The 19,868-nt window shown below is 69.2% G+C and carries 19 protein-coding genes and 2 pseudogenes; 11 read left to right on the forward strand and 10 right to left on the reverse strand.

The genetic code is table 11. From position 1 onward, the window contains the following. Positions 1–100: 100 nt before the first annotated feature. The 3 genes and pseudogenes from ABZ842_RS26065 to ABZ842_RS26075 form a co-directional block, all read right to left on the reverse strand. Positions 101–433 (reverse strand): hypothetical protein, encoded by a 333-nt coding sequence (locus ABZ842_RS26065; protein ID WP_361541299.1) that lies wholly within the window; start codon positions 431–433, stop codon positions 101–103. Beyond that, complete coding sequence (locus ABZ842_RS26070; protein WP_361541302.1) at positions 430–1,680, reverse strand: IS256 family transposase; 1,251 nt, start codon at positions 1,678–1,680, stop codon at positions 430–432. Before ABZ842_RS26070 ends, ABZ842_RS26065 begins: the two co-directional genes overlap by 4 nt. Before the next feature lie 341 nt (positions 1,681–2,021). Then, positions 2,022–2,801, reverse strand: a pseudogene (locus ABZ842_RS26075) (helix-turn-helix transcriptional regulator). A gap of 39 nt (positions 2,802–2,840) precedes the next feature. On the opposite strand from ABZ842_RS26075, the gene ABZ842_RS26080 reads away from it, so the two are divergent. From ABZ842_RS26080 to ABZ842_RS26110, 7 genes and pseudogenes are all read left to right on the forward strand, one after another. Beyond that, positions 2,841–3,371, forward strand: a complete 531-nt coding sequence (locus ABZ842_RS26080) for a hypothetical protein (RefSeq protein WP_361541305.1) — start codon at positions 2,841–2,843, stop codon at positions 3,369–3,371. Then, positions 3,343–4,041, forward strand: coding sequence for a class I SAM-dependent methyltransferase (locus ABZ842_RS26085; RefSeq protein WP_361541308.1), 699 nt, complete (start codon positions 3,343–3,345; stop codon positions 4,039–4,041). Before ABZ842_RS26080 ends, ABZ842_RS26085 begins: the two co-directional genes overlap by 29 nt. Before the next feature lie 90 nt (positions 4,042–4,131). After that, positions 4,132–4,284, forward strand: coding sequence for a hypothetical protein (locus ABZ842_RS26090; protein ID WP_361541311.1), 153 nt, complete (start codon positions 4,132–4,134; stop codon positions 4,282–4,284). Positions 4,285–4,362: 78 nt separating this feature from the next. After that, complete coding sequence (locus tag ABZ842_RS26095; protein WP_361541529.1) at positions 4,363–5,136, forward strand: recombinase family protein; 774 nt, start codon at positions 4,363–4,365, stop codon at positions 5,134–5,136. 154 nt (positions 5,137–5,290) lie between these two features. Continuing rightward, a complete protein-coding gene (locus ABZ842_RS26100; RefSeq protein ID WP_361541314.1) occupies positions 5,291–5,851 on the forward strand; it encodes a hypothetical protein in 561 nt (186 codons plus the stop codon). A 310-nt stretch (positions 5,852–6,161) separates the two neighbouring features. Next, positions 6,162–6,617, forward strand: coding sequence for a DUF6879 family protein (locus tag ABZ842_RS26105; protein ID WP_361541317.1), 456 nt, complete (start codon positions 6,162–6,164; stop codon positions 6,615–6,617). Positions 6,618–6,629: 12 nt separating this feature from the next. Then, positions 6,630–7,474, forward strand: a pseudogene (locus tag ABZ842_RS26110) (helix-turn-helix transcriptional regulator). 520 nt (positions 7,475–7,994) lie between these two features. Here ABZ842_RS26110 and ABZ842_RS26115 read toward each other — a convergent pair. After that, positions 7,995–8,708 (reverse strand): hypothetical protein, encoded by a 714-nt coding sequence (locus tag ABZ842_RS26115; protein ID WP_361541320.1) that lies wholly within the window; start codon positions 8,706–8,708, stop codon positions 7,995–7,997. A 74-nt stretch (positions 8,709–8,782) separates the two neighbouring features. Here ABZ842_RS26115 and ABZ842_RS26120 point away from each other — a divergent pair, with 74 nt between their 5' ends. Next, positions 8,783–10,591, forward strand: a complete 1,809-nt coding sequence (locus ABZ842_RS26120) for a thioredoxin-like domain-containing protein (RefSeq protein WP_361541323.1) — start codon at positions 8,783–8,785, stop codon at positions 10,589–10,591. A 90-nt stretch (positions 10,592–10,681) separates the two neighbouring features. On the opposite strand, the gene ABZ842_RS26125 is transcribed toward ABZ842_RS26120, so the two are convergent. The 5 genes from ABZ842_RS26125 to ABZ842_RS26145 all read right to left on the reverse strand — a co-directional run bounded on the left by ABZ842_RS26125 (position 10,682) and on the right by ABZ842_RS26145 (position 16,077). Next, positions 10,682–11,119 carry a hypothetical protein gene (locus ABZ842_RS26125; protein WP_361541326.1) on the reverse strand — a complete coding sequence of 146 codons (438 nt, stop codon included), beginning with the start codon at positions 11,117–11,119 and terminating at the stop codon, positions 10,682–10,684. Between the two features lie 119 nt (positions 11,120–11,238). Beyond that, the gene (locus ABZ842_RS26130) at positions 11,239–12,543 is read right to left on the reverse strand and encodes a M18 family aminopeptidase (protein ID WP_361541329.1); all 1,305 of its coding nucleotides are present in this window, start codon (positions 12,541–12,543) and stop codon (positions 11,239–11,241) included. Between the two features lie 64 nt (positions 12,544–12,607). Next, entirely contained in the window at positions 12,608–13,231 is a 624-nt protein-coding gene (locus ABZ842_RS26135) for a Uma2 family endonuclease (protein WP_361541332.1), read from the reverse strand. A gap of 125 nt (positions 13,232–13,356) precedes the next feature. Next, on the reverse strand, positions 13,357–14,151 hold the full coding sequence (locus ABZ842_RS26140; RefSeq protein WP_361541335.1) for a hypothetical protein: 795 nt from the start codon (positions 14,149–14,151) through the stop codon (positions 13,357–13,359). A gap of 99 nt (positions 14,152–14,250) precedes the next feature. Continuing rightward, positions 14,251–16,077: an acyl-CoA dehydrogenase gene (locus ABZ842_RS26145; RefSeq protein WP_361541338.1), complete on the reverse strand. Its 1,827-nt coding sequence runs from the start codon at positions 16,075–16,077 to the stop codon at positions 14,251–14,253. Positions 16,078–16,204: 127 nt separating this feature from the next. Here ABZ842_RS26145 and ABZ842_RS26150 point away from each other — a divergent pair, with 127 nt between their 5' ends. From ABZ842_RS26150 to ABZ842_RS26160, 3 genes are all read left to right on the forward strand, one after another. Further along, a complete protein-coding gene (locus tag ABZ842_RS26150) occupies positions 16,205–16,708 on the forward strand; it encodes an SseB family protein (protein WP_361541341.1) in 504 nt (167 codons plus the stop codon). 131 nt (positions 16,709–16,839) lie between these two features. Then, positions 16,840–17,796, forward strand: a complete 957-nt coding sequence (locus tag ABZ842_RS26155; RefSeq protein WP_361541344.1) for a pirin family protein — start codon at positions 16,840–16,842, stop codon at positions 17,794–17,796. A 598-nt stretch (positions 17,797–18,394) separates the two neighbouring features. Then, positions 18,395–19,480, forward strand: a complete 1,086-nt coding sequence (locus ABZ842_RS26160; protein WP_361541347.1) for an AI-2E family transporter — start codon at positions 18,395–18,397, stop codon at positions 19,478–19,480. On the opposite strand, the gene ABZ842_RS26165 is transcribed toward ABZ842_RS26160, so the two are convergent. Beyond that, positions 19,477–19,857, reverse strand: a complete 381-nt coding sequence (locus ABZ842_RS26165; protein ID WP_361541350.1) for a helix-turn-helix domain-containing protein — start codon at positions 19,855–19,857, stop codon at positions 19,477–19,479. The genes ABZ842_RS26160 and ABZ842_RS26165 overlap by 4 nt on opposite strands. Positions 19,858–19,868: the final 11 nt, after the last annotated feature.

A 19,868-nucleotide genomic window follows, 5' to 3' on the forward strand; every position in this document is an offset into this window, starting at 1 on the left:
TCTCTATAGGTGGAATAGAACAAAACGTCATTCCGTCACTCCGTCACCGGGGTCATCGGAGGGTCGGCGGAGCAATAGTCAATACCTGTGGATGGCTTGGTCATGGCCGCGGGTTGGTCCCCCTGATGGCCTGCCAGCGGGAGCTCGGGGTAGCTGACGTCAGGAGTTGGACTCCTGCGCCTCGGAGGGTCACCAGCGCGGTGTGGACGGGGTCGAGTTCCTCGACGGGACGGTGGTAGGCGAGGATCTGCGTCAGTTCCAGGTCGATGGCTTCTGCCGAGTCGCGGATGCGGTCGAATCGGGCGCCACAACGAACCGGCCCGAGCATGCAGCGCACGGTGGCGGTGGCCTCGGCCGGGTTCACGATGGTGACCTGATCAATCGCCAGTTCCACCTCGACCGAGTGGCTGCTGGGGGTGAGGGGCTCGGTCATGCTGCCACCTCGGTGCACTCGACCAGGACGCCGTTCTCGAACTTGGCGCCGGAGCGGACCAGGGCGACGAGGTGTGCGCCGGTGATCGCCCGCCAGCGGGCCTGGGCGGACTCGACGAGCTTGAACACCATCGCCGGGGCCGCGGCCGGGCTGCCGGCACCACGGGTGACCTTGGTTCGCAGCTTGACGGTGGAGAACGTCGACTCGATCGGATTCGTGGTCCGCAGGTGGATCCAGTGCTCGGCCGGGAAGTCGTAGAACGCCAGCAGCTCCTCGGCATCGTCCGTGATCTTCGCAACGGCCTTGGGGAACTTCGCGCCGTAGGTGCGCGCGAACGCCCCGATCGCCTTCTCGGCGTGGGTGCGATCCTCGGCGTTGTAGATCTCCTGCATGGCCCTCGTCGCGCCCGGTTGCGCGGACTTCGGCAGAGCGTTCGTGACGTTGCGGGCCTGGTGAACCCAGCACCGCTGATGGCGAGTGGTGGGGAACACCTCGGCCAGGGCCCGCCACAGGCCCATCGCGCCGTCGCCGACCACCAGCTCGGGGTCACGCATGCCGCGTCGGCGGCAGTCGCGCAGCAGGTCGGCCCACGACTCCGTGGACTCCCGCAGCCCCTCCGCGAGCGCGATCAGCTCCTTCGTGCCGTCGACGCGCACGCCGAGGAGGACCAGGACGCATGAGTGCGCCTGCCCGAGCCGGACCTTCGGGTGCACTCCGTCGGCCCATACGTAGACGAAGTCGCGGTCGGACAGGTCGCGGGCTCGGAAGGCGGCGTGGTCGTCGCTCCACTGCTTGGTCAGCCGAGTGACGGTGGCCGACGACAGCCCGGTGGCCGAGCCGAGGAACTGCTCCAGCGCGGGCACGAAGTCGCCAGAGGAGAGTCCATGCAGGTAGAGCAGCGGCAGCACCTCGCTGACTTTGGGCGACTTGCGGCACCGCGGTGCGAGGATCTTCGAGGAGAACCGCTTGCGCTCGCCGGTCGTCCCGTCGACCCGCTTGTCGTTCACGCGCGGGGCCCGGACCTCGATCGGGCCGGCGGCAGTGGTCACGGTTCGCGGCCGGTGGTGGCCGTTGCGGACCACCAAGCGGCGACCTGCCTCGTCGGTCTCGGCTGCCAACTCGGCTATGTACTGGTTGACTTCCACTTCCAGAGCTGCGGCCAGCATCCGGCGGGCACCCTCGCGGACGATCTCGTCGATCAGGGAGCCGGACTGCGTGGAGCCATCGGCGTTGACTACGCTGAGCACGGACGTGCCTTCCCGACCCGCGCTGCGAACGCGGGCCTACTCGGTGACCATCACAGGATCATTCGGGAAGGTACGCCCTCCGCGTGCCCTCCCGGAACCGATCCACAGGTCTTGAGCATTGCTCGGGTCGGCGCGAAGTTGCGCTGTGGTCACCATCCCGACCCCGGCCCCAGCTCGGAGCGCGCACGCTGGGTGTGACCCCGTTTTTCGGGCCCATTGTGAGCTCTGACCAGCGCATATCGACCGCCGAAGGCGCGAGAGCGGCACAGTTAACGCCCTGCAAAGCCCGCCGAAGGCCCCATTCCGTGGGGTCTTCGCCCCGTCAGGTGCCCCGTCGGATGTCACTCCGGCGGCTGGCTGTACCTCTCCAGCGTCGCCTTGCTCGTGGACCGGTCCACCAGCCGCAGTTCCCAGGGGCCGGTATTCACGTCGAAGTCCTTGCCGAAGCCGACCCACTTTCCGGCCATGCGCCGTCCGGTCGGCTCGACCAGGAGTTGGATGGCCCCGTGGTAGCGGGCCCCGTTGTAGTAGCCGTCTGCGGCAGTCTGCTCGACCCACGTGCCCGTGACCACGTTGCGATCGACAGTGAGATCCAGCGTGAGCGGGCTGTCCGGGTTGCTGCTTGCCCCGGGCAGACTCTGAACGGTCAGCCGGTTCCCGTGCTGGACGATCACTACGTAGTGCTTGCCCTCGTACGAGTCGCCCCGGCTCGAAGAGAAGAACTCGTAGCGGCTGAGCCACACTCCCGAAAACGTCTCCTCACCCGTCTGCGCGGTGGGCTGCGCGCCTACAGAGGCATACGCGACACCGGTTGTGCCGGTCTCCATGTCATGCCCTCCCTTCCCGTCTGCGTGGACTCGTGCCGTCGGCACCGGCAGGGCGAACCCCAGTGCCTAGACCGGACGCCCAGTGACCCGTTCTAAGGCCCTGGCGTACACGCCCCGAGGCGTCTTGCTCGTGCCGGACTCCCAGCGCTGCACCAGCCGTTTGGAAGCCTCGTTCGGCTCCCCCAGTTCCGCACCTGCCCGGCGGAGCGCCTTGGCGAAGTCGTCTTGGCTTAAGCGCAGGCTGATACGCACGGCCCGCAGGACATCATTCGGCACCACGGCGGTCGTCGTCATGACGTCAAAACTCTGACGATCACCGACACGACGAAGACCGTGTACGACTTCATCACCTCGGAGCTGAGGGCCGACCTCATCACCATGGTCCGCGAGGACTCCTGGCCGGAGATGACCGACGACCAGGGCCAGCGCGGCGTCAACCAGGTGGCGGCCTTCCTCGCCGTCGCCGCGAACACCACGGAGAGGGCCACGCCCAGCCTTCGCGTGGACCTCTTCTGGCACGCACTCGTGCTCCACACCAAGGACTACGCCAGGGTCTGCGACGCGCTCGGCGGCGGATTCATCCACCACGTCCCCGACCGCAACAACGGCCACGACCCCGCCGAGGGCCGGGCCGCGATGCGTCGGACGGCCGAGGTGATCCGATCGGCCGGCTCGACGTGGACCCGGAGTTCTGGCCGATCAACGGCGCAGCCGACTGCACCCAGAGCTACGCGGGCTGCTCCGACAGCCCCGTTGCCAAGTAGCTCCGACTCAGGCGGAGCGACTGACCCACGAGAGCTTCAGCCGCCCGGTATCGTGCCGGGCGGCTGTCGCCGTGAACGAGAACGGACAGGTAGTGACTGACGCTCGCAGCACCGCATGGGACACCTACTCGCAGAGCAAGCCCCAGCGGCGGAAGACCAACGCCAAGGGCGAGACCACATGGTTCAACTGGACCCAGTACCCGGACCACGGCCCCAGGGCCGACGTGCTCAACCCCAACCCGGGAGACCGCGTGCTCGATCTCGGGTGCGGGTCTGGAGGGAACGCCGCTCACCTCGCAACGCTCGGCATGAAGTCCGTCGGGATCGACCTCTCCGCCAAGCAGCTCGACAAGGCACGCGAGCGGTGGCCGGGCGTGGACGGGATGGAACTCCACCAGGCCGACGCGCTCACCTACCTCGGAGACACGTTCACGATCTTCGATGCGGTCTACAGCGTGTTCGGCGCTGCCTGGTTCACCGACCCCTGTCTTCTGCTGCCGATGGTTCACGCGAACCTCAAGCCGGGTGGCGTCTTCGCCTTCTCCCAGCGTCCCCCGGTTGAAGGGTGCTACGGCTGCCAGGCGTCATACATCCCGCGCGGGCCCGAAGAAGACCCCGCTGTCGTCAAGCGGTGGGACTACGAACCCGATGTGTGGGCGCTGATTCTCAAGGAACACGGCTTCGGGGACGTGTCAGCGTCCGTGCTTGCCCCACCCGCCGGGAGTCGGCGCACAGGAACCCTGTTCGTCCGGGGCGTCCAAGGAGGCTAGTCCGTGGTGGAGCGGATCCCGTAGCTGCGCAGGACAACGGCGTCGTACGGTCGTGATCCGCTGTTCATGGGCCAATGGCAAGCTTGAAGCATGAACGATCCCGCCCCCTCGCCCGCCCCCGCACCCAGCCGCGCCCGCGTCCGCGCCCCCGAGCTGGTCGGCAAGGGCGGCTGGCTCAACACCGGCGGTCAGCGGCTGACCCTCGCCGACCTGCGGGGCAAATGCGTCGTCCTCGACTTCTGAAAATAGACAACGGACCACCGAACTCTTCGTCACACTGACTGTGTACACCAAGACACAATCTGTGACCTGTACCTCCGCCTGTCTCTTGACCGGGACGGCAAGACCGCAATCGAACGGCAGGAAGCAGACTGCCGTGCCTGGGCCGAACGCAACGGACTGACCGTCCGCAAGGTCCACATAGACAGAGGGCGCTCCGGCTACAAGACCGTTGAGCGCAAGGGCTTCGACGCCGCGCTGGCGGCCGTCACGGCGGGCGTCGTCGGCACGCTGATCGTCTGGAAACTGGACCGCCTGTCCCGCAAGGGCATCGGCCAGGTCGGCAAGGTGCTGGACGACATCGAGAAGGCCGGCGGCCGTCTCGTCTCTGTCGTGGACGGTCTCGACACCTCGAACGACTCGGCACGCATGGTCGTGGCGATGCTCGCCGAACTCGCCCGATCCGAATCGAAGAATCTCGGCACACGCGTCAGCCATGCCAAGCGATACCTACGCAGCAAGGGTCAGTGGATCGGCGGACAGCCTCCGTACGGGCGGCTCATCGACCCGCAGGCCAAGAAGCTCGTCCATGACCCGGAGCACGCCGTCTACGCCCGTCTCATCGCGGATGAAGCGCTTGCCGGAACGTCGCTGGTCAAGATCGCCCGACTTCTCAACGAATACGAGATTCTTTCGCCCAGAGGCGGGCAGTGGAACGCGGCGAGCATCATGCAGCTCCTGCGCTCCCCAGCCTTCGCCGGCCTGATGCCACGACGGCGAGCGGAAGTACACGGGCAGGGTCTTCCCGTACCGCGATCCCGAGACTCTGGACACCGTCGAGATCGGCGAGGGGATCATCACGGTCGGAGAGCGTGAACGGATCATCCGCACCCTGGAATCCAGGACGTTCGTACACGCAGGAAAGCGGCGGCCGAAGCCCGAGGGGACGGCGCTGCTCACGGGACTCGTCTACTGCGCGGTACCCGGCTGTGGTCGCCGGATGCACCGGGTGGGAGGCAGCTACCAGTGCATGGCTCGCCGCGCAGGCAACCAGTGCATCGGAGCGTCAGCGCTGGCTGAAGCGGTTGACCAGTACGTGACGGAACAGTTCCTCACGAAGCTCCCAGCGCTCGAACCGGACGACCCGTTGCTTGTCGCGATCGCAGACCGCTGGGTCCACCGCGTGGACCCGGAGACCTTCGCGAAACGTGATGCGCTTACTGCTGAGATCCAGGATGAGGAAGCCCGCCTCGCCGACCTGGAGGACGCGCGATACGTGCGCGGTGAGTTCAGTGGCCCCGCAGCCGTGGAGCGCTACAACCGGCTTGCAGAGCGCCTGAGGGGGTGCATCGAAGGGCTTGGCACCGATCTTCGCAAGCTCCCCATGCCGTCCGTGGACGTGTCGCCGATGCTTGACGGCCTCATCCTGCGTGAGGCGTGGGCTGAGGCCACGAACGAAGACCGGCGCGGCCGGTTGTCACTCGCGATAGACCGGGTTGAAGTGACCAAGGGAGTGCGCGGACAGCGGATCATCCCTGAGCAACGCATCCAGATCCATTGGGCGAAGCTGGGTACCGACAGCGTCACCTGAGCACCGGCGTAACCCCTCCAGCTGTCGGCAGCGGACACGCGTGACGAAGTGACGAAGTGACGCTCTCCCTCCGTTACCTCTTATGGAAGTGTTGTTGTTTCTATGAGTGGATCAGAACTAATCGTCATTCCGTCACTTCGTCACCCGGGATGTCCAAAGTTCAGGCGCAGCCCTCACTGCGAAGGGTTGCTGGAGCCTCCGGTGGCTGCCCGTGCTGGGTGGCTGTCGGGGGCTTCGTCGTACCCGCGCCGTGAACCAACAAGCTTGTCCTGACGCCCTCTTGCGCCGGTCAGCCACAGGAGTGAGGCTCGTGCACAGCTACATGCTCGATGACCCGGAGTTCCTTGCCTGGCAGCAGGGCGAACGGCTGGACCCGGCTGATCGGTCGTCGTGGTGGGGCGGCTGGCGCGACGCGGTGAGTGCTGCCACGGCGCGCGGAGTGGTGGTCCGCCGGGTCCGCATCGTGTCCGAGCCGATCAGTGACTACGTGCGCTATGAGTACGACTGCACCTTCACCAATCTCGCTGCGGGTGAGATGGTCCGGTGGCTGCCCCGCCGGCAGACGACGGACTTGGCGTTGCCAGGTACGGACTTCTGGGTCTTCGACGGCAGCCAAGCCCTCTTCCACCACTTCACCGGAGAGGGCCAGTTGGACGAGGACGGGCGGGAGTACACCGAAGATCCTGCGCGGGTCCACCTGTGCACCACGGCGTTCGAGGCCGTCTGGCAACGCGCCATCCCGCACGAGGAGTACAAGCCGCGCTGACCGGTCACCACCATGGCTGTCTCTCCCTCCTCGAATGCCCAACAGGCCCGGCAGGCGCTGGCGAACCGACTCGCTGAGCTATGCCGGGACTCCGGCCTGAACGGGCGTGATCTCGCCCGGCTCTGCGGATGGCACCCGTCCAAGTCATCCCGGATCATGAACGCCCGTACGCCTCCGTCCGCCGACGACATCCGGGCTTGGTGCCGTGCGTGCGGGGCCGAAGGGCAGACGGACGATCTGATCGCCTCGCTGCGGACCGTCGAAGACATGTGGATCGGCTGGCGACGCATGGAGCGCGCCGGGCTCAGGCAAGCACAGGAAGCCCGGCTGCCGCTCTTCGAGCGAACCCGCCGGTTCCGCTCCTACTCCTCGTGGTTCGTTCCGGGCCTGATCCAGACCTACGGCTACACGGAGGCCGTCTTGCGTGCCGTGCAGCGGAGACGGGTCGAGGTCGATGACGTGGCCGATGCCGTCGCCGTGCGCATGGAGCGTCAGCGCGTCCTCTACGAGGGTGACCGCCGGTTCGCGTTCCTGGTTGAGGAGTCGGTCTTGCGTAACGGTCTCGGCGGGCCGGACGTGCAGGAGGAACAGCTCAGCCACCTGCTTATGGTCCCCTGCCCAGCGTCAGCCTGGGCGTGGTGCCCACGCGGACCGATCGGTCCCGGATGCCGGTGGAAGGGTTCTGGATCTTCGACACGGTACAGGTCAACGTCGAGCTGGTCTCCGGCTACCTCACGCTGACCCAGCCGAGCGAGGTTGCCGCGTACGCGGACACATTCACTGAACTGGCCGAGATGGCCGTCCATGGGGCGAAGGCCCGCGCACTCATCACCAGCGCCATTCAGGCCATCAGGTGACGACCGTGCAACCTCATGCAATCTCCTGGGAGTTGCAGCGCCACTCTTCCTAGCGTGGTCGCTACACGGACGACACGAGGAGCGGGGCCGTGAAGACGATCGCGTATGAGCAACCCCCGGTAGAGCTGCCGTTGCGCACAAACCCGGACCCTGCACCGGCGGCCGTCTGCGGAGTCTGCGCCGCTCTGGCCGTCCAGCGTCGGGAAGCCCGTCACCGGGCGACCACTCCACGCTCAGCGATTGCAACGTGGAGCTTCGGAACCACCCGCACCTTGGGGAATCGGCATGACCGTGAGGGCCGTGCTCCGGTACGTCAGCTACGTCATGCACCGCCACCCCTCGGCGGAGACGACGGCCACGGCGCGGTGCCTGAACCCGGACTGCCAGTGGACTGCCGCACCGACCGGGGACGCGGACGTGTGCACGGACATGTGCATCGGGCACACGGGCCGAACCGGGCACATGACCTTCCTGCGCGAGTTCTCGGAAGTCGCCGTGTCGAGCGCGCCCAGTGAGGGTGTCAGTCACCGACCTGGTGTTCCACGCGGTGGCGGATGTACTCGTCCGGATGGGACCGGGCTATCGCCACGGCCGCGTCCACCAGGTCGTGCAGCTCCGGCGGATAGGCCGACTTCCGGAGCGGCAGGCCCGGCAGGATGCAGCGCCGGACGTCCAGGTGCTCGTTGATCACGAACTCGCGTAGCGCGGTTTCGTACCACTCGGCCACGGTCGGGGCGTCGTCGGGCTTCGCCGGACCGGTGCCTGCGGGGTGCTCCGCCCGTACGGTGGGCATACGCAGGGGTAGAGCCGACCAGTACCAGGCATTCGCCGCGCCCGCCCGCTCGACGTCCGTGCCCGCCCGCAGGTATCCGAGCAACGAGGCTTGGACCCGCCCGCGCCCGAACGCGTTCAGCGCCGGTTCGAGGAAATGGCGGTTGAAGCTCGGGTCGGGGTCGTAGACGGCTGCCTTGATCAGCGCCTCGAAGGACTCCTCGGAAAGGATCAGGTCCCGGCGGCAGGCCTTGTACAGCGCCGTCCGAGCTTGGTTCACCCAAGTTCGTGGATCGCCGGGCTGCGGCTTGTGAACGACATCGAGCCCGAGGACCCGGACGACCTCCGCCACGCATCCGGCGAACACCTCCCTACGGCCCTCCACCGGGCCCGGCAGCGCCATGAACCCCTGCACCGTCCGCGCCGTCTCGCCGGCAGTCGTCTCGCCCTCGTCCGTAGCCAACCTTCGCTCCCCGGTCGTAGGTCCTGCTGTACGCGTGTGATCCGACGTTCATACCAGGATGGCAAGCTTGAAGGGTGAACGATGCTGCCCCGGCGCCCACCCCCGCGCCCGCACCCCGCAAGCGTGCCCGTGTCCGTGCCCCCGAGCTAATCGGCAAGGGTGGCTGGCTGAACACCGGCGGGAAAGATCTCACCCTCGCTGACCTGCGAGGTAAGTGCGTTGTTGTGGATTTCTGGACCTTCTGCTGCATCAACTGCCTGCACGTCCTCGACGAGCTGCGGGAGCTGGAGGAGAAGCACCGGGACACCCTCGTCGTCATCGGCGTCCACTCGCCGAAGTTCGTGCACGAGGCGGACCACGGGGCGGTCGTGGACGCCGTCGAGCGGTACCAGGTGCACCACCCCGTGCTCGACGACCCCGAGCTGGCGACCTGGAAGCAGTACGCGGTGCGGGCCTGGCCCACGCTGGTCGTGATCGACCCGGAGGGGTACGTCGTCGCCCAGCACGCCGGCGAGGGACACGCCCACGCCATCGCCCGCCTGGTCGCGGAGCTGGAGGCGGAGCACGCGGCCAAGGGCACCCTGCGGCGCGGCGACGGCCCCTACGTGGCGCCCGAGCCCGTCGCCGGCGACCTGCGCTTCCCCGGCAAGGCCGTGGCCCTGCCGGACGGCCGGCTGCTCGTCTCCGACAGCACGCGCCACCAGCTCGTGGAGTTCGCCCCGGACGGCGAGCGCGTACTGCGCCGGATCGGCGGGAACGGCGAGTTCAACGAGCCGCAGGGGCTCGCGCTGCTGCCCGACGGACGCGTCGCCGTCGCCGACACCGTGCACCACCGCATCCGGGCGTACGACCCGGCCACCGGCGCGATCGAGACGCTGGCCGGCACCGGCCGCCAGTGGTGGCAGGGCTCGCCCACCGAGGGCCCGGCGCTCGCGGTGGACCTCTCCTCGCCGTGGGACGTGGCCTGGTGGGACGGGAAGCTGTGGATCGCGATGGCCGGGGTCCACCAGCTGTGGACGTACGACCCGGCCAACGGCACCGTGCGCAAGGCCGCCGGTACCACCAACGAGGGCCTGGTGGACGGCCCCGCCGACGAGGCGTGGTTCGCCCAGCCCTCCGGCCTCGCCGCCGCCGACGACCGACTCTGGATCGCGGACTCCGAGACGTCCGCGCTGCGCTGGATCGACCGCGACGGCGTCGTGCGCACCGCCGTCGGCACCGGCCTCTTCGACTTCGGCCACCGCGACGGGGCCGCCGGGCAGGCGCTGTTGCAGCACCCGCTGGGCGTGACCGTGCTCCCGGACGGCTCGGTCGCCGTCAGCGACACGTACAACCACGCCCTGCGCCGCTACGACCCGGCGAGCGGCGAGGTCACCACGCTCGCCACGGACCTGCGGGAGCCGTCGGACGCGGTGGTGGTCGACGGGGATGTCGTGGTCGTGGAATCGGCCCGCCACCGGCTGACCCGGCTGCGCCTGCCGGAGGAGGCGGTGCGCGTCGAGGCGGTCGCCCACCGCACGCAGCGCGCGGCCACCGACGTCGCCGGCGGCGCGCTGCGGCTGGACGTGGTCTTCGAGCCCCCGGCGGGCCAGAAGCTGGACGAGCGCTACGGCCCCTCGACCCGGCTGCTGGTCTCCGCGACGCCCCCGGAGCTGCTGCGCTCCGGCGCGGGCACGGACTCGGCGCTCTCGCGCGAGCTGGAGATCGACCCGGCGGTGGGCGGGGGCGTGCTGCACGTCTCGGCGATGGCGGCGTCCTGCGACGACGACCCGGAGAACCCGTACCCCGCGTGCCACGTCCACCAGCAGGACTGGGGCGTGCCGGTGCGGGTGACGGCGGACGGGGCGGAGCGGCTGCCGCTGGTGCTGGCGGGGTTGGCGTAACCGAAACCGCCCCGGGGCATGCGCGAGGGCCGTGGTGTGCGGAACACCACGGCCCTCGGTCGTTCTTGAGGCGGACTGCCCTTCAGGGCGTCACTTCGCGATCGGGGAGATCGCGACGCAGCCCCCGGCCGAGGCGATGCCCGAACCGGACTTCTCCGCCAGCACCTTGCCCTTGTGGGTGATCTTGCAGGTCAGCTCGGTGCCGCCGGCGTCCAGCGCGGTCGGCAGCACCGACGCCGGCATGACGCCGCGCAGCTTCACCGTCTTGGTCCACGGCAGGGTCGGCTTCTCGACGGTCTCCATCTTCGGCTCCAGGGCGGTGCCGCCGCCGGCCGAGTAGACGATGGAGTCGACGTTCTTGCCGGTGACCTCCAAGGTCACCTCGTACTCCTCGTTCACCGCCTTGTCGACCTGGTCGACGGCCTTGTCCTTGACGGCCTCTTCGGCCTCGGAACAGGCCGTCAGACCGAAGACGAGGCCCGCGGTGACGGTCGCGGCAACAGCGGCCTTGCGGATGGAACGGTGCATGAGGAGCCCCCCGGTGTTGATCGATTGCACCGGCACATAACCGTAAAGACGAGGTAAAAGTCAAACGGCTGTCTGGGCCCTACACCTACTCCGCGCAGCTGCTTCGTGCCGCTACTCCGCTACTCCGCGAGGAACGCCGTGAGCGCGTTGGCCAGCAGGTACGGGTCGTCCGCGCCGCACAGTTCGCGCGCGCTGTGCATCGACAGGATGGCCACGCCGATGTCGACGGTCCGGATGCCGTGCCGGGCCGCGGTGATCGGGCCGATGGTCGTGCCGCACGGCATCGCGTTGTTCGACACGAACGTCTGCCACGGCACCCCGGCGCGCTCGCACGCCGCCGCGAACACCGCCCGGCCGCTGCCGTCCGTGGCGTACCGCTGGTTCACGTTGACCTTGAGGATCGGCCCGCCGTTGGCGCGCGGGTGGTGCGTCGGATCGTGGCGCTCGGGGTAGTTGGGGTGCACCGCGTGCCCGGTGTCGGAGGACAGGCAGACGGTGCCGGCGAAGGCGCGCGCCCGGTCCTCGTACGTACCGCCCCGGGCGTACACGGAGCGTTCCAGCACGGATCCGAGCAGCGGGCCCTCGGCGCCGGTGTCGGACTGGGAGCCGTTCTCCTCGTGGTCGAAGGCGGCGAGCACGGGGATGCACGACGGCTCGGCGCCGCCGCTCGCGACCGCGGCGAGCGCGGCGGTGCCGGCGTGCACCGACAGCAGGTTGTCCATCCGCGGCCCGGCCAACAGCTCCCGGTCCCGACCGAGGTACGACGGCGCCTCGACCGGGTGCACCATCAGGTCCCACCCGCTGACCTCGCCGGCCCGCAGACCGGCCTCCTCGGCGAGGAAGTCGATCAGGTCGCCCTCGTTGACGCGGTCGCCGAGGCCCCAGATCGGCTGCATGTGCCGCTGCTTGTCGAGCTTCAGCCCCTCGGTGTTCACCGAGCGGTCCAGGTGCACCGCGAGCTGCGGCACCCGCAGCAGCGCCCGGTCGACGTTGACCAGCCGCTCGGAGCCGTCCTTGAGGCTCAGCCGCCCGGCGAGCCCGAGGTCCCGGTCGAGCCAGGTGTTCAGCAGCGTCCCGCCGTAGATCTCCACGGCGACCTGCCGCCACCCCGCGTTCCCGGCGTCCGGCCGCGGCTTCACGCGCAGGTTCGGCGAGTCGGTGTGCGCACCGACGATCCGGAACGGGGTGTGTGCCGCGGCGCCCTCCGGCACGTACCACGCGATGACCGCCCCGCCGCGGACGACGTACCGCCCCCCGGCGGTCCCGTCCCACGCGTCGGTCTCCTGCACCTGCCGGAACCCGGCCTTCTCCAACCGCGCCCCCGCGTTCGCCACGGCGTGGTACGGCGACGGCGACGCGGCCAGGAAGGACATCAGTTCATCGGTGTGGCCGCGGTCGAACGGGCCGGGCGCTCTGCTGCTCATGGCCCCACTGTAACGAGCAGGTGTTCTCTTCCCGGCGGAGCTGCGGGGCGGGGCTACAGCGCGGCTACAGTCGGTCGAGCTCGGTGAGGTCGATGTCGATGTCGAAGGGCTCGGCGAGCTTCAGCCGGTCGCGGAAGACGCCGGTGGAGACGTAGGCGCCGCTGTCCTCGTCCCGAGCGAAGGTGTGCACCACGGGCTGCTCGCTCCGCGGCTCCATCTCCACGAGCCAGAAGTGCGGGATGCCGGCCGCGGCGTACTTGCGGGGCTTGGTGTCGCGGTCGCGGCTCTCGGAGTCCGGGGAGACGACCTCGACGGCGAGGACGACGTCGGCGGCCTCGTAGCGGGTCTGGTCCTGATCGCCGTCGCTCTCCGCCGTCACCACGACGAGGTCCGGCTCCGGGACGTTCTTGCGGCCGAGCACCACGGCCATCTCCCGGCGCACCCGCAAGTGCTGGGGTACGCGCTGCCGCAGCCCCACTTCGAAGAGGAACATCGCCAGCGAGTGGAACTTGCGCTGCGGACTCACGAAGACCAGGCTCCCGTCGATCATTTCGGTGTGCGGCGGGAGGTCGAGCGCGAAGTAGTCGTCCATGGTGTAGCCGTCCTGAGGCGGCATGGGCCACGCGGAACCGTCCGGCTGCCGGTGCTTCGAGTAGTCCGTCGCCTTGGCGGTCATGGTTCCTCCCATGAACGGGATTCTGGGGCCCTGAACCAGCCTACCCAGCTGATACGACGAGAGCCTCACTCGCATGAGTGGATCTCACGTTCGATGTTGACGCATGTCGGCGAATCCGCTGGTCCATGCCTTGGAGCTCAGCTCTTCGGCCCGGCGTAGCTCAGGGCGCCTTCCTGGAGGCGGGCCGTCGGGGTGGTGCCCTTCTGGGTTTGGCGGGAGCGGTCGGAGAAGAGGGTGGTGAGGGCGGCGACCTCGGCGTCCGTGTAGGTCTTGGCGGTGGTGCCGAGGCCGAAGGTCCGGATCGTCAGGACGGTCGTGCCGACCGCGTTCACGGACAGGACGCTCGGGGCGCGGAGCTTGCCGGTGCCGCGGACGGCGTCGGTCTGCTCGCCATCGCGCGGGGGCAGCGCGATCTTCTGCTGGCCGTCGGGCAGCAGTTCCGCCTGCGTCCGGTCCGTCAGCAGGGCCGGGTGCGCCGCCGTCGCCGCCTGTGCGGACTCGTAGGTGTGGACGGTGAACTCGACGGTGCCCGCGTCGGGGCGGTTGAACTGCGCCGTGCTCGTGTGCAGCGCGCCCTTGCACCAGCCGGTGGCCTTCCCGCGGCAGCTCGGCTCGGCGCTGGAGCGCGGCTCCTGTTGCAGGTCGTACGGCGTGGGCGGGCCGCTGAGCCGCCAGCCGGGCAGGTCGTTCGCGGCCGGGAGTACGGAGACGACGCGGGCCGCGTCGATCCGGGCCGCGACGGGCGGGCCGGACTCCTGCTTGCTGCCCGTGCCCGTGCCCGTGCCCGTGCTCTTGCCGTTGCTGTCGCTGCTCTTGCTGCTGCTCTTGCTGCTGTCGGAGTCGGACGACGAGCAGCCGGTCAGCAGCAGCGCCGCCGCGAGCCCCGCGGCGGTGGTGACGGTCGTGAAACGCGTATTCCCCGTGAACTTCATGTTCCCCCCATGTCGTTGGCCGCGATCATACGTACGGCCCGCCCCGCCGAGGAATCCCCGGCAGGACGGGCCGTGCGCGCGCCTTCGGCTACGACGAGGTCAGAACGCCGCCTCGTCCAGGTCCATCAGCGAGCCGTCCACCGACTCCGCCAGGGTCCGCTCGACCGAGACGCCCGGCAGCACGTTCGCCGCGAAGAACTTCGCCGCGGCGATCTTGCCCTGGTAGAACGGCACGTCCTTCGCGGACGCCGTCTGGAGCTTCTCCTGCGCCACGGCCGCGCCGCGCAGCAGCAGGTAGCCGACGACCACGTCACCGGAGGCGTACAGCAGCCGGGTGGTGTTGAGCCCGACCTTGTAGATGTTCTTCACGTCCTCGCCGGTGGCGATGAGGTCGTTCGTCATCGTGCCGACGATCGCCTCCAGGTCCACCGCCGCCTTCGCGAGCGCGTCGCGCGCCCCGGCCAGCTCCTCGCCGCCGCTGCCGAGCGCGAGGAACTTCTTGATCTCCTCCGCCAGGGTGTTCAGCGCCCGGCCCTGGTCGCGGACGATCTTCCGGAAGAAGTAGTCCTGGCCCTGGATCGCGGTGGTGCCCTCGTAGAGCGTGTCGATCTTCGCGTCCCGGATGTACTGCTCGACCGGGTACTCCTGGAGGTAGCCGGAGCCGCCGAAGATCTGGAGCGCCTGGGCGAGCTGCTCGTACGACTTCTCCGAGCCGTAGCCCTTCACGATCGGCAGCAGCAGGTCGTTCAGCGCGACCAGACCGGCCGCGTCCTCGCCCGCCGCCTCCTTGACCGCGATGTCGTCCTGCACGGACGCCGTGTAGAGGACGAGCGCGCGCATGCCCTCGGCGTACGCCTTCTGCGTCATCAGCGAGCGGCGGACGTCGGGGTGGTGGGTGATGGTGACCTTGGGCGCGGACTTGTCGGTGAAGTTCACCAGGTCCTGGCCCTGGACGCGCTCCTTCGCGTACTCCAGCGCGTTCAGGTAGCCGGAGGACAGGGTGGCGATCGCCTTCGTGCCGACCATCATCCGGGCGAACTCGATGATCATGAACATCTGACGGATGCCGTCGTGCTTGTCGCCGATCAGCCAGCCCTTGGCGGGGTGGCGGTCGCCGAAGGTCATCTCGCAGGTGTTGGACGCCTTCAGGCCCATCTTGTGCTCGACGTTCGTGGCGTACGCGCCGTTGCGCTCGCCCAGCTCGCCGGTCTCCCAGTCGAACTCGTACTTCGGCACGAGGAAGAGGGACAGGCCCTTGGTGCCGGGGCCGGCGCCCTCGGGGCGGGCCAGCACGTAGTGGAGGATGTTCTCCGCCATGTCGTGCTCGCCGGAGGTGATGAAGCGCTTCACGCCCTCGATGTGCCAGGAGCCGTCCTCCTGCGGCACGGCCTTCGCCCGGCCGGCGCCCACGTCCGAGCCGGCGTCCGGCTCGGTGAGGACCATCGTGGAGCCCCACTCCTTCTCGACGGCGATCGCGGCGACCTTCTTCTGCGCCTCGTTGCCCTCGGCGTGGAGGATGCCGGCGAAGGCGGGGCCGGAGGAGTACATCCAGATGGCCGGGTTGGCGCCGAGCAGCAGCTCCGCGTACGACCAGATCAGGGAGCGGGGCGCGGTGGTGCCGCCGATCTCCTCCGGCAGGCCGAGCCGCCAGTACTCCGAGTCCATGAAGGCGCGGTAGCTCTTCTTGAAGGTCTCGGGGACCGGGGCGGTGTTCGTCTCGGGGTCGAAGACCGGGGGATTGCGGTCGGCGTCGACGAAGGACTCCGCGAGGTCGTTCTCCGCGAGCCGGGAGATCTCCTCCAGGATGCTCTTGGCGGTGTCCGGGTCCATCTCGGCGAACGGACCCGTGCCGTACAGCTTGTCGCGGCCGAGGACCTCGAAGAGGTTGAACTCGATGTCGCGGAGATTCGACTTGTAGTGGCCCATGGCGACGGCTCCGTTGTAGATCGACTCGATCGACTACCAGTACTGGTGAGTAGTTACGATGATGCTACCCACCGGTAATAAAGCGCAACCCCGTTTGGGTCATCTGTGACTCGTTACTCTTGCGGGCATGTACGGCTATGACCAGAGTCAGGGCGCTCAGCAGCAGTACGCGTCCCAACAGCCCTACGGCGGACAGCAGCACGGGCAGCAACACGCACAGCAGCAACAGCAGCACGCGCAGCAGCCCGGCCAGCCGCTGTACCCGGAGCCGTCGCCGCCGTCCCTCGCCGACGCCGTACGGGCCTTCACCACGGGCTCCCTCTCCGCCGAGGACTTCCAGCAGATCTTCGCCACCTCCAAGGTCTACTGTCCGCGCGGCGACAACCCCGGCTTCCTGGCGCTGCACAACACCCAGCAGCCGGTGATCCCGATGTTCACCTCGCTGAAGGAGTTGCGCCGGTACGCGGGCAAGGAGTCGAAGTACTTCGTGATCACCGGCGCCGAGGTGATCGACCTGCTGCCGACGGGGTACGGCTTCGTCCTCGACATGGAGGGCGACCACCGGATGGTCTTCGACGCGAAGGCGGTCGAGCAGATGGTCGACTTCGCGATGCGCCGCATGTACGGCTGAGTCCCGCGCGGCTGGGATCGCGCTCTTCGGGCCCGGGAGGAATGCCTCCCGGGCCTTCCTTGTTGTCGCTGGCAGAAAGTTCAGTCTTCAACTAAACTGGCTGCAACCAGTCGCACAAGGAGGTAGGCCCCATGCCCGCAGTGACTGTCGAGAACCCGCTGACCTTGCCGCGCGTCGCCGCGCACGCCGAGGCCGTGGCGCGTCCCGTGCTCGCCGTGACCACCGCGCCCAGCGGCTTCGAGGGCGAGGGCTTCCCGGTGCGGCGCGCGTTCGCCGGCATCAACTACCGGTACCTCGACCCGTTCATCATGATGGACCAGATGGGCGAGGTGGAGTACGCGCCGGGTGAGCCCAAGGGCACGCCGTGGCACCCGCACCGCGGCTTCGAGACCGTGACGTACCTGATTGACGGAACGTTCGTCCACCAGGACAGCAACGGTGGCGGCGGCACCATCCAGAACGGCGACACCCAGTGGATGACCGCCGGCTCAGGACTGCTGCACATCGAGGCCCCGCCGGAGGACCTGGTCGTGTCCGGCGGCCTCTTCCACGGCCTCCAGCTGTGGGTGAACCTGCCCGCGGCCGACAAGATGATGGACCCGCGCTACCAGGACATCCGCGGCGGCCAGGTCCAGCTCCTGACCTCGCCCGACGGCGGTGCGCTGCTGCGCGTCATCGCCGGCGAGCTGGACGGCCACGAGGGGCCGGGCATCACGCACACCCCGATCGTCATGGTCCACGCGACCCTGCGGCCCGGCGCCGAGATCACCCTTCCCTGGCGGGAGGACTTCAACGGCCTGGCGTACGTGCTGGCCGGCCGCGGCTCCGTGGGCGCCGACCGGCGCCCGGTCCACATGGGCCAGACCGCGGTCTTCGGCGACGGCGGCTCGCTGACGGTCCGCGCGGACGAGTCCCAGGACTCGCACACCCCGGACCTGGAGGTCGTCCTGCTGGGCGGCCGGCCGATCAGGGAGCCGATGGCGCACTACGGGCCGTTCGTGATGAACACGCAGGAGGAGCTGCGGCAGGCGTTCGACGACTTCCAGAAGGGCCGCCTCGGCACTGTCCCGGCGGTCCACGGAATGTGACCTTCGCCTCCAGGGCTCCGCTCACGCGACCCGCGGTTTCGCCGTGCGGCGGGCTGCGCGGCGTCTGCGGGTCGCGGCGTCGACGCGGAGCGCCGTTGCTCTGACGGTCGGTTTGGCGACCGCGGCCCGGTGGGGGCTTGTCGCGCAGTTCCTCCCCCTACGCCCAAAGGGCGTGGGGGGACCCCCAGCGCCACCTGTTTCGCTCACCTTGTCGTTCACCTGCGGGATAGGGGGGCGAGGGACCCCCAGCGCCACCTGTTTCGCTCACCTTGTCGTTCACCTGCGGGATAGGGGGGCGAGGGACCCCCAGCGCCCCTGTTTCGCTGCCCCCGTCACTTTTCTGCGGACCAGGGGCCCAGGTTCTTAGGGGCGCGGGGAACTGCGCGACAAGCCCACCACCGGGCCGCAGGCGCAAGCTGACCGTCAGGGCAACGGCGCTTGCGCGGCACCGCGACCCGCAGGTGTCACGAACAGCTCGCCGCACGGCGAAGCGCGCCGGGGCCCGCAGGCTCCATCGTGAAGCTCGCCGCATGGTGAAGGGTCACTCGGACGGACCTTCCGGGGGGCCGTCGCCCCGGTGGGGTGATCGGGTGGCAGGGTGCACACCCTTCTGCCCGAACCGGTGCGGCGGCTCGCCGCGTGGTGCGTCGTCCTGTTGCTCATCGCGGGCGTCGGCGGGGTCGCGATCTGGCTGATCATCACGTTCCGCACCGCCGTCACGCCCTTCCTGCTCGCCATCCTCGGCACCGCGCTGCTCGGGCCGCTGTACCGGCGCCTGGTCGCGATGAAGGTGCACCCCTCGCTCGCCGCCGGCCTGACCTGCGCCGCCGTGGTCGCGGTCGTCGGAGGCGCGCTGTACGTGATCGTCGCCGCGCTCGTCGACAACGGCGCCCAGATCCTCGACTCCCTCCGCAACGCGGCGAAGGGCATCACCGACCACTTCGGCGCGGCCGGCACCTCGCTCAACGACGTCGCGCGCAACGCCAAGGACCTGCTCGCGAAGTTCGGCGGCACCGCGGCGTCCGGGGTGATCAGCGGGCTGAGCGTGGTGGGCCAGGCCATCGCCACCGCCGTGCTCGCACTGCTGTTGATCTTCTTCTTCCTGCGGGACTCCCACAAGGCGGCCGGCCTCGCCCGCTCCGTCGTGCCCGGCAAGGGCGGCGAGATGGTGGAGGCCATGGGTCGCCGCGCCTTCGAAGCCGTCGAGGGCTTCATGCGCGGCACCACCTTCATCGCCCTGATCGACGCCCTGTGCATCACCGTCGGCCTGCTGATCCTGCGGGTGCCGGGCGCGGTCGGCCTGGGCGCGCTGGTCTTCGTCGGCGCGTACATCCCCTACCTCGGCGCCTTCCTCTCGGGCGCGGTGGCCGTCCTGGTCGCGCTCGCCGACCGTGGCTGGGTGATCGCGCTGTGGGCGCTGGGCGTGGTGCTCGCCGTGCAGGTGCTGGAGGGGCACGTGCTCCAGCCGATGATCCAGAGCCGTACGGTCCAGATGCACCCCGCCGTGGTGATGCTGGCGATCACCGCGGGCGCGGGGGTGGCGGGGATCCTCGGAATGCTGCTGGCGGTGCCGGTGACGGCGGCGGCGTTCGGGATCGTCGGCGAGCTGCGCGCCCGCTACGGTCGGGCGGACGAGCCCGCGTCGAACGCCCCCGGCACCCCCGGCGCCCCGGACACGTCTTAGCCGTCGAAGCGGCGGCGGGCCTCGTCGATGTCGCCGAGGTACTGGTGCGTCCAGGCGCACATGCCGTCGACCGTGGCGTGCAGCGCCCGGCCCGGCTCGGTGAGGGCGTACTCGACGCGCGGCGGGACGGTGGGGTGCACGGTCCGTTCGACCAGGCCGTACCGCTCCATCATGCGCAGGTTCTGGGTGAGCATCTTGTGGCTGATGCCCTCGACCTCGTCCCGCAGTTCGCTGAAGCGCCGGGTGCCGCCGCTGAGCGCCTCGATGATCAGGAACGCCCACTTGTTGGCGATGTCGGCGAAGATCTCCCGCGCGAGCGAGTCCGCGCGCCGCAGGTCCGCGTCTTCGGGCGAGCCCGTGTACTGCTTGGTCACCATCAGGTTCCTCG

This window comes from Streptomyces sp. NPDC047315, from assembly GCF_040643215.1.
Taxonomy (GTDB): domain Bacteria; phylum Actinomycetota; class Actinomycetes; order Streptomycetales; family Streptomycetaceae; genus Streptomyces.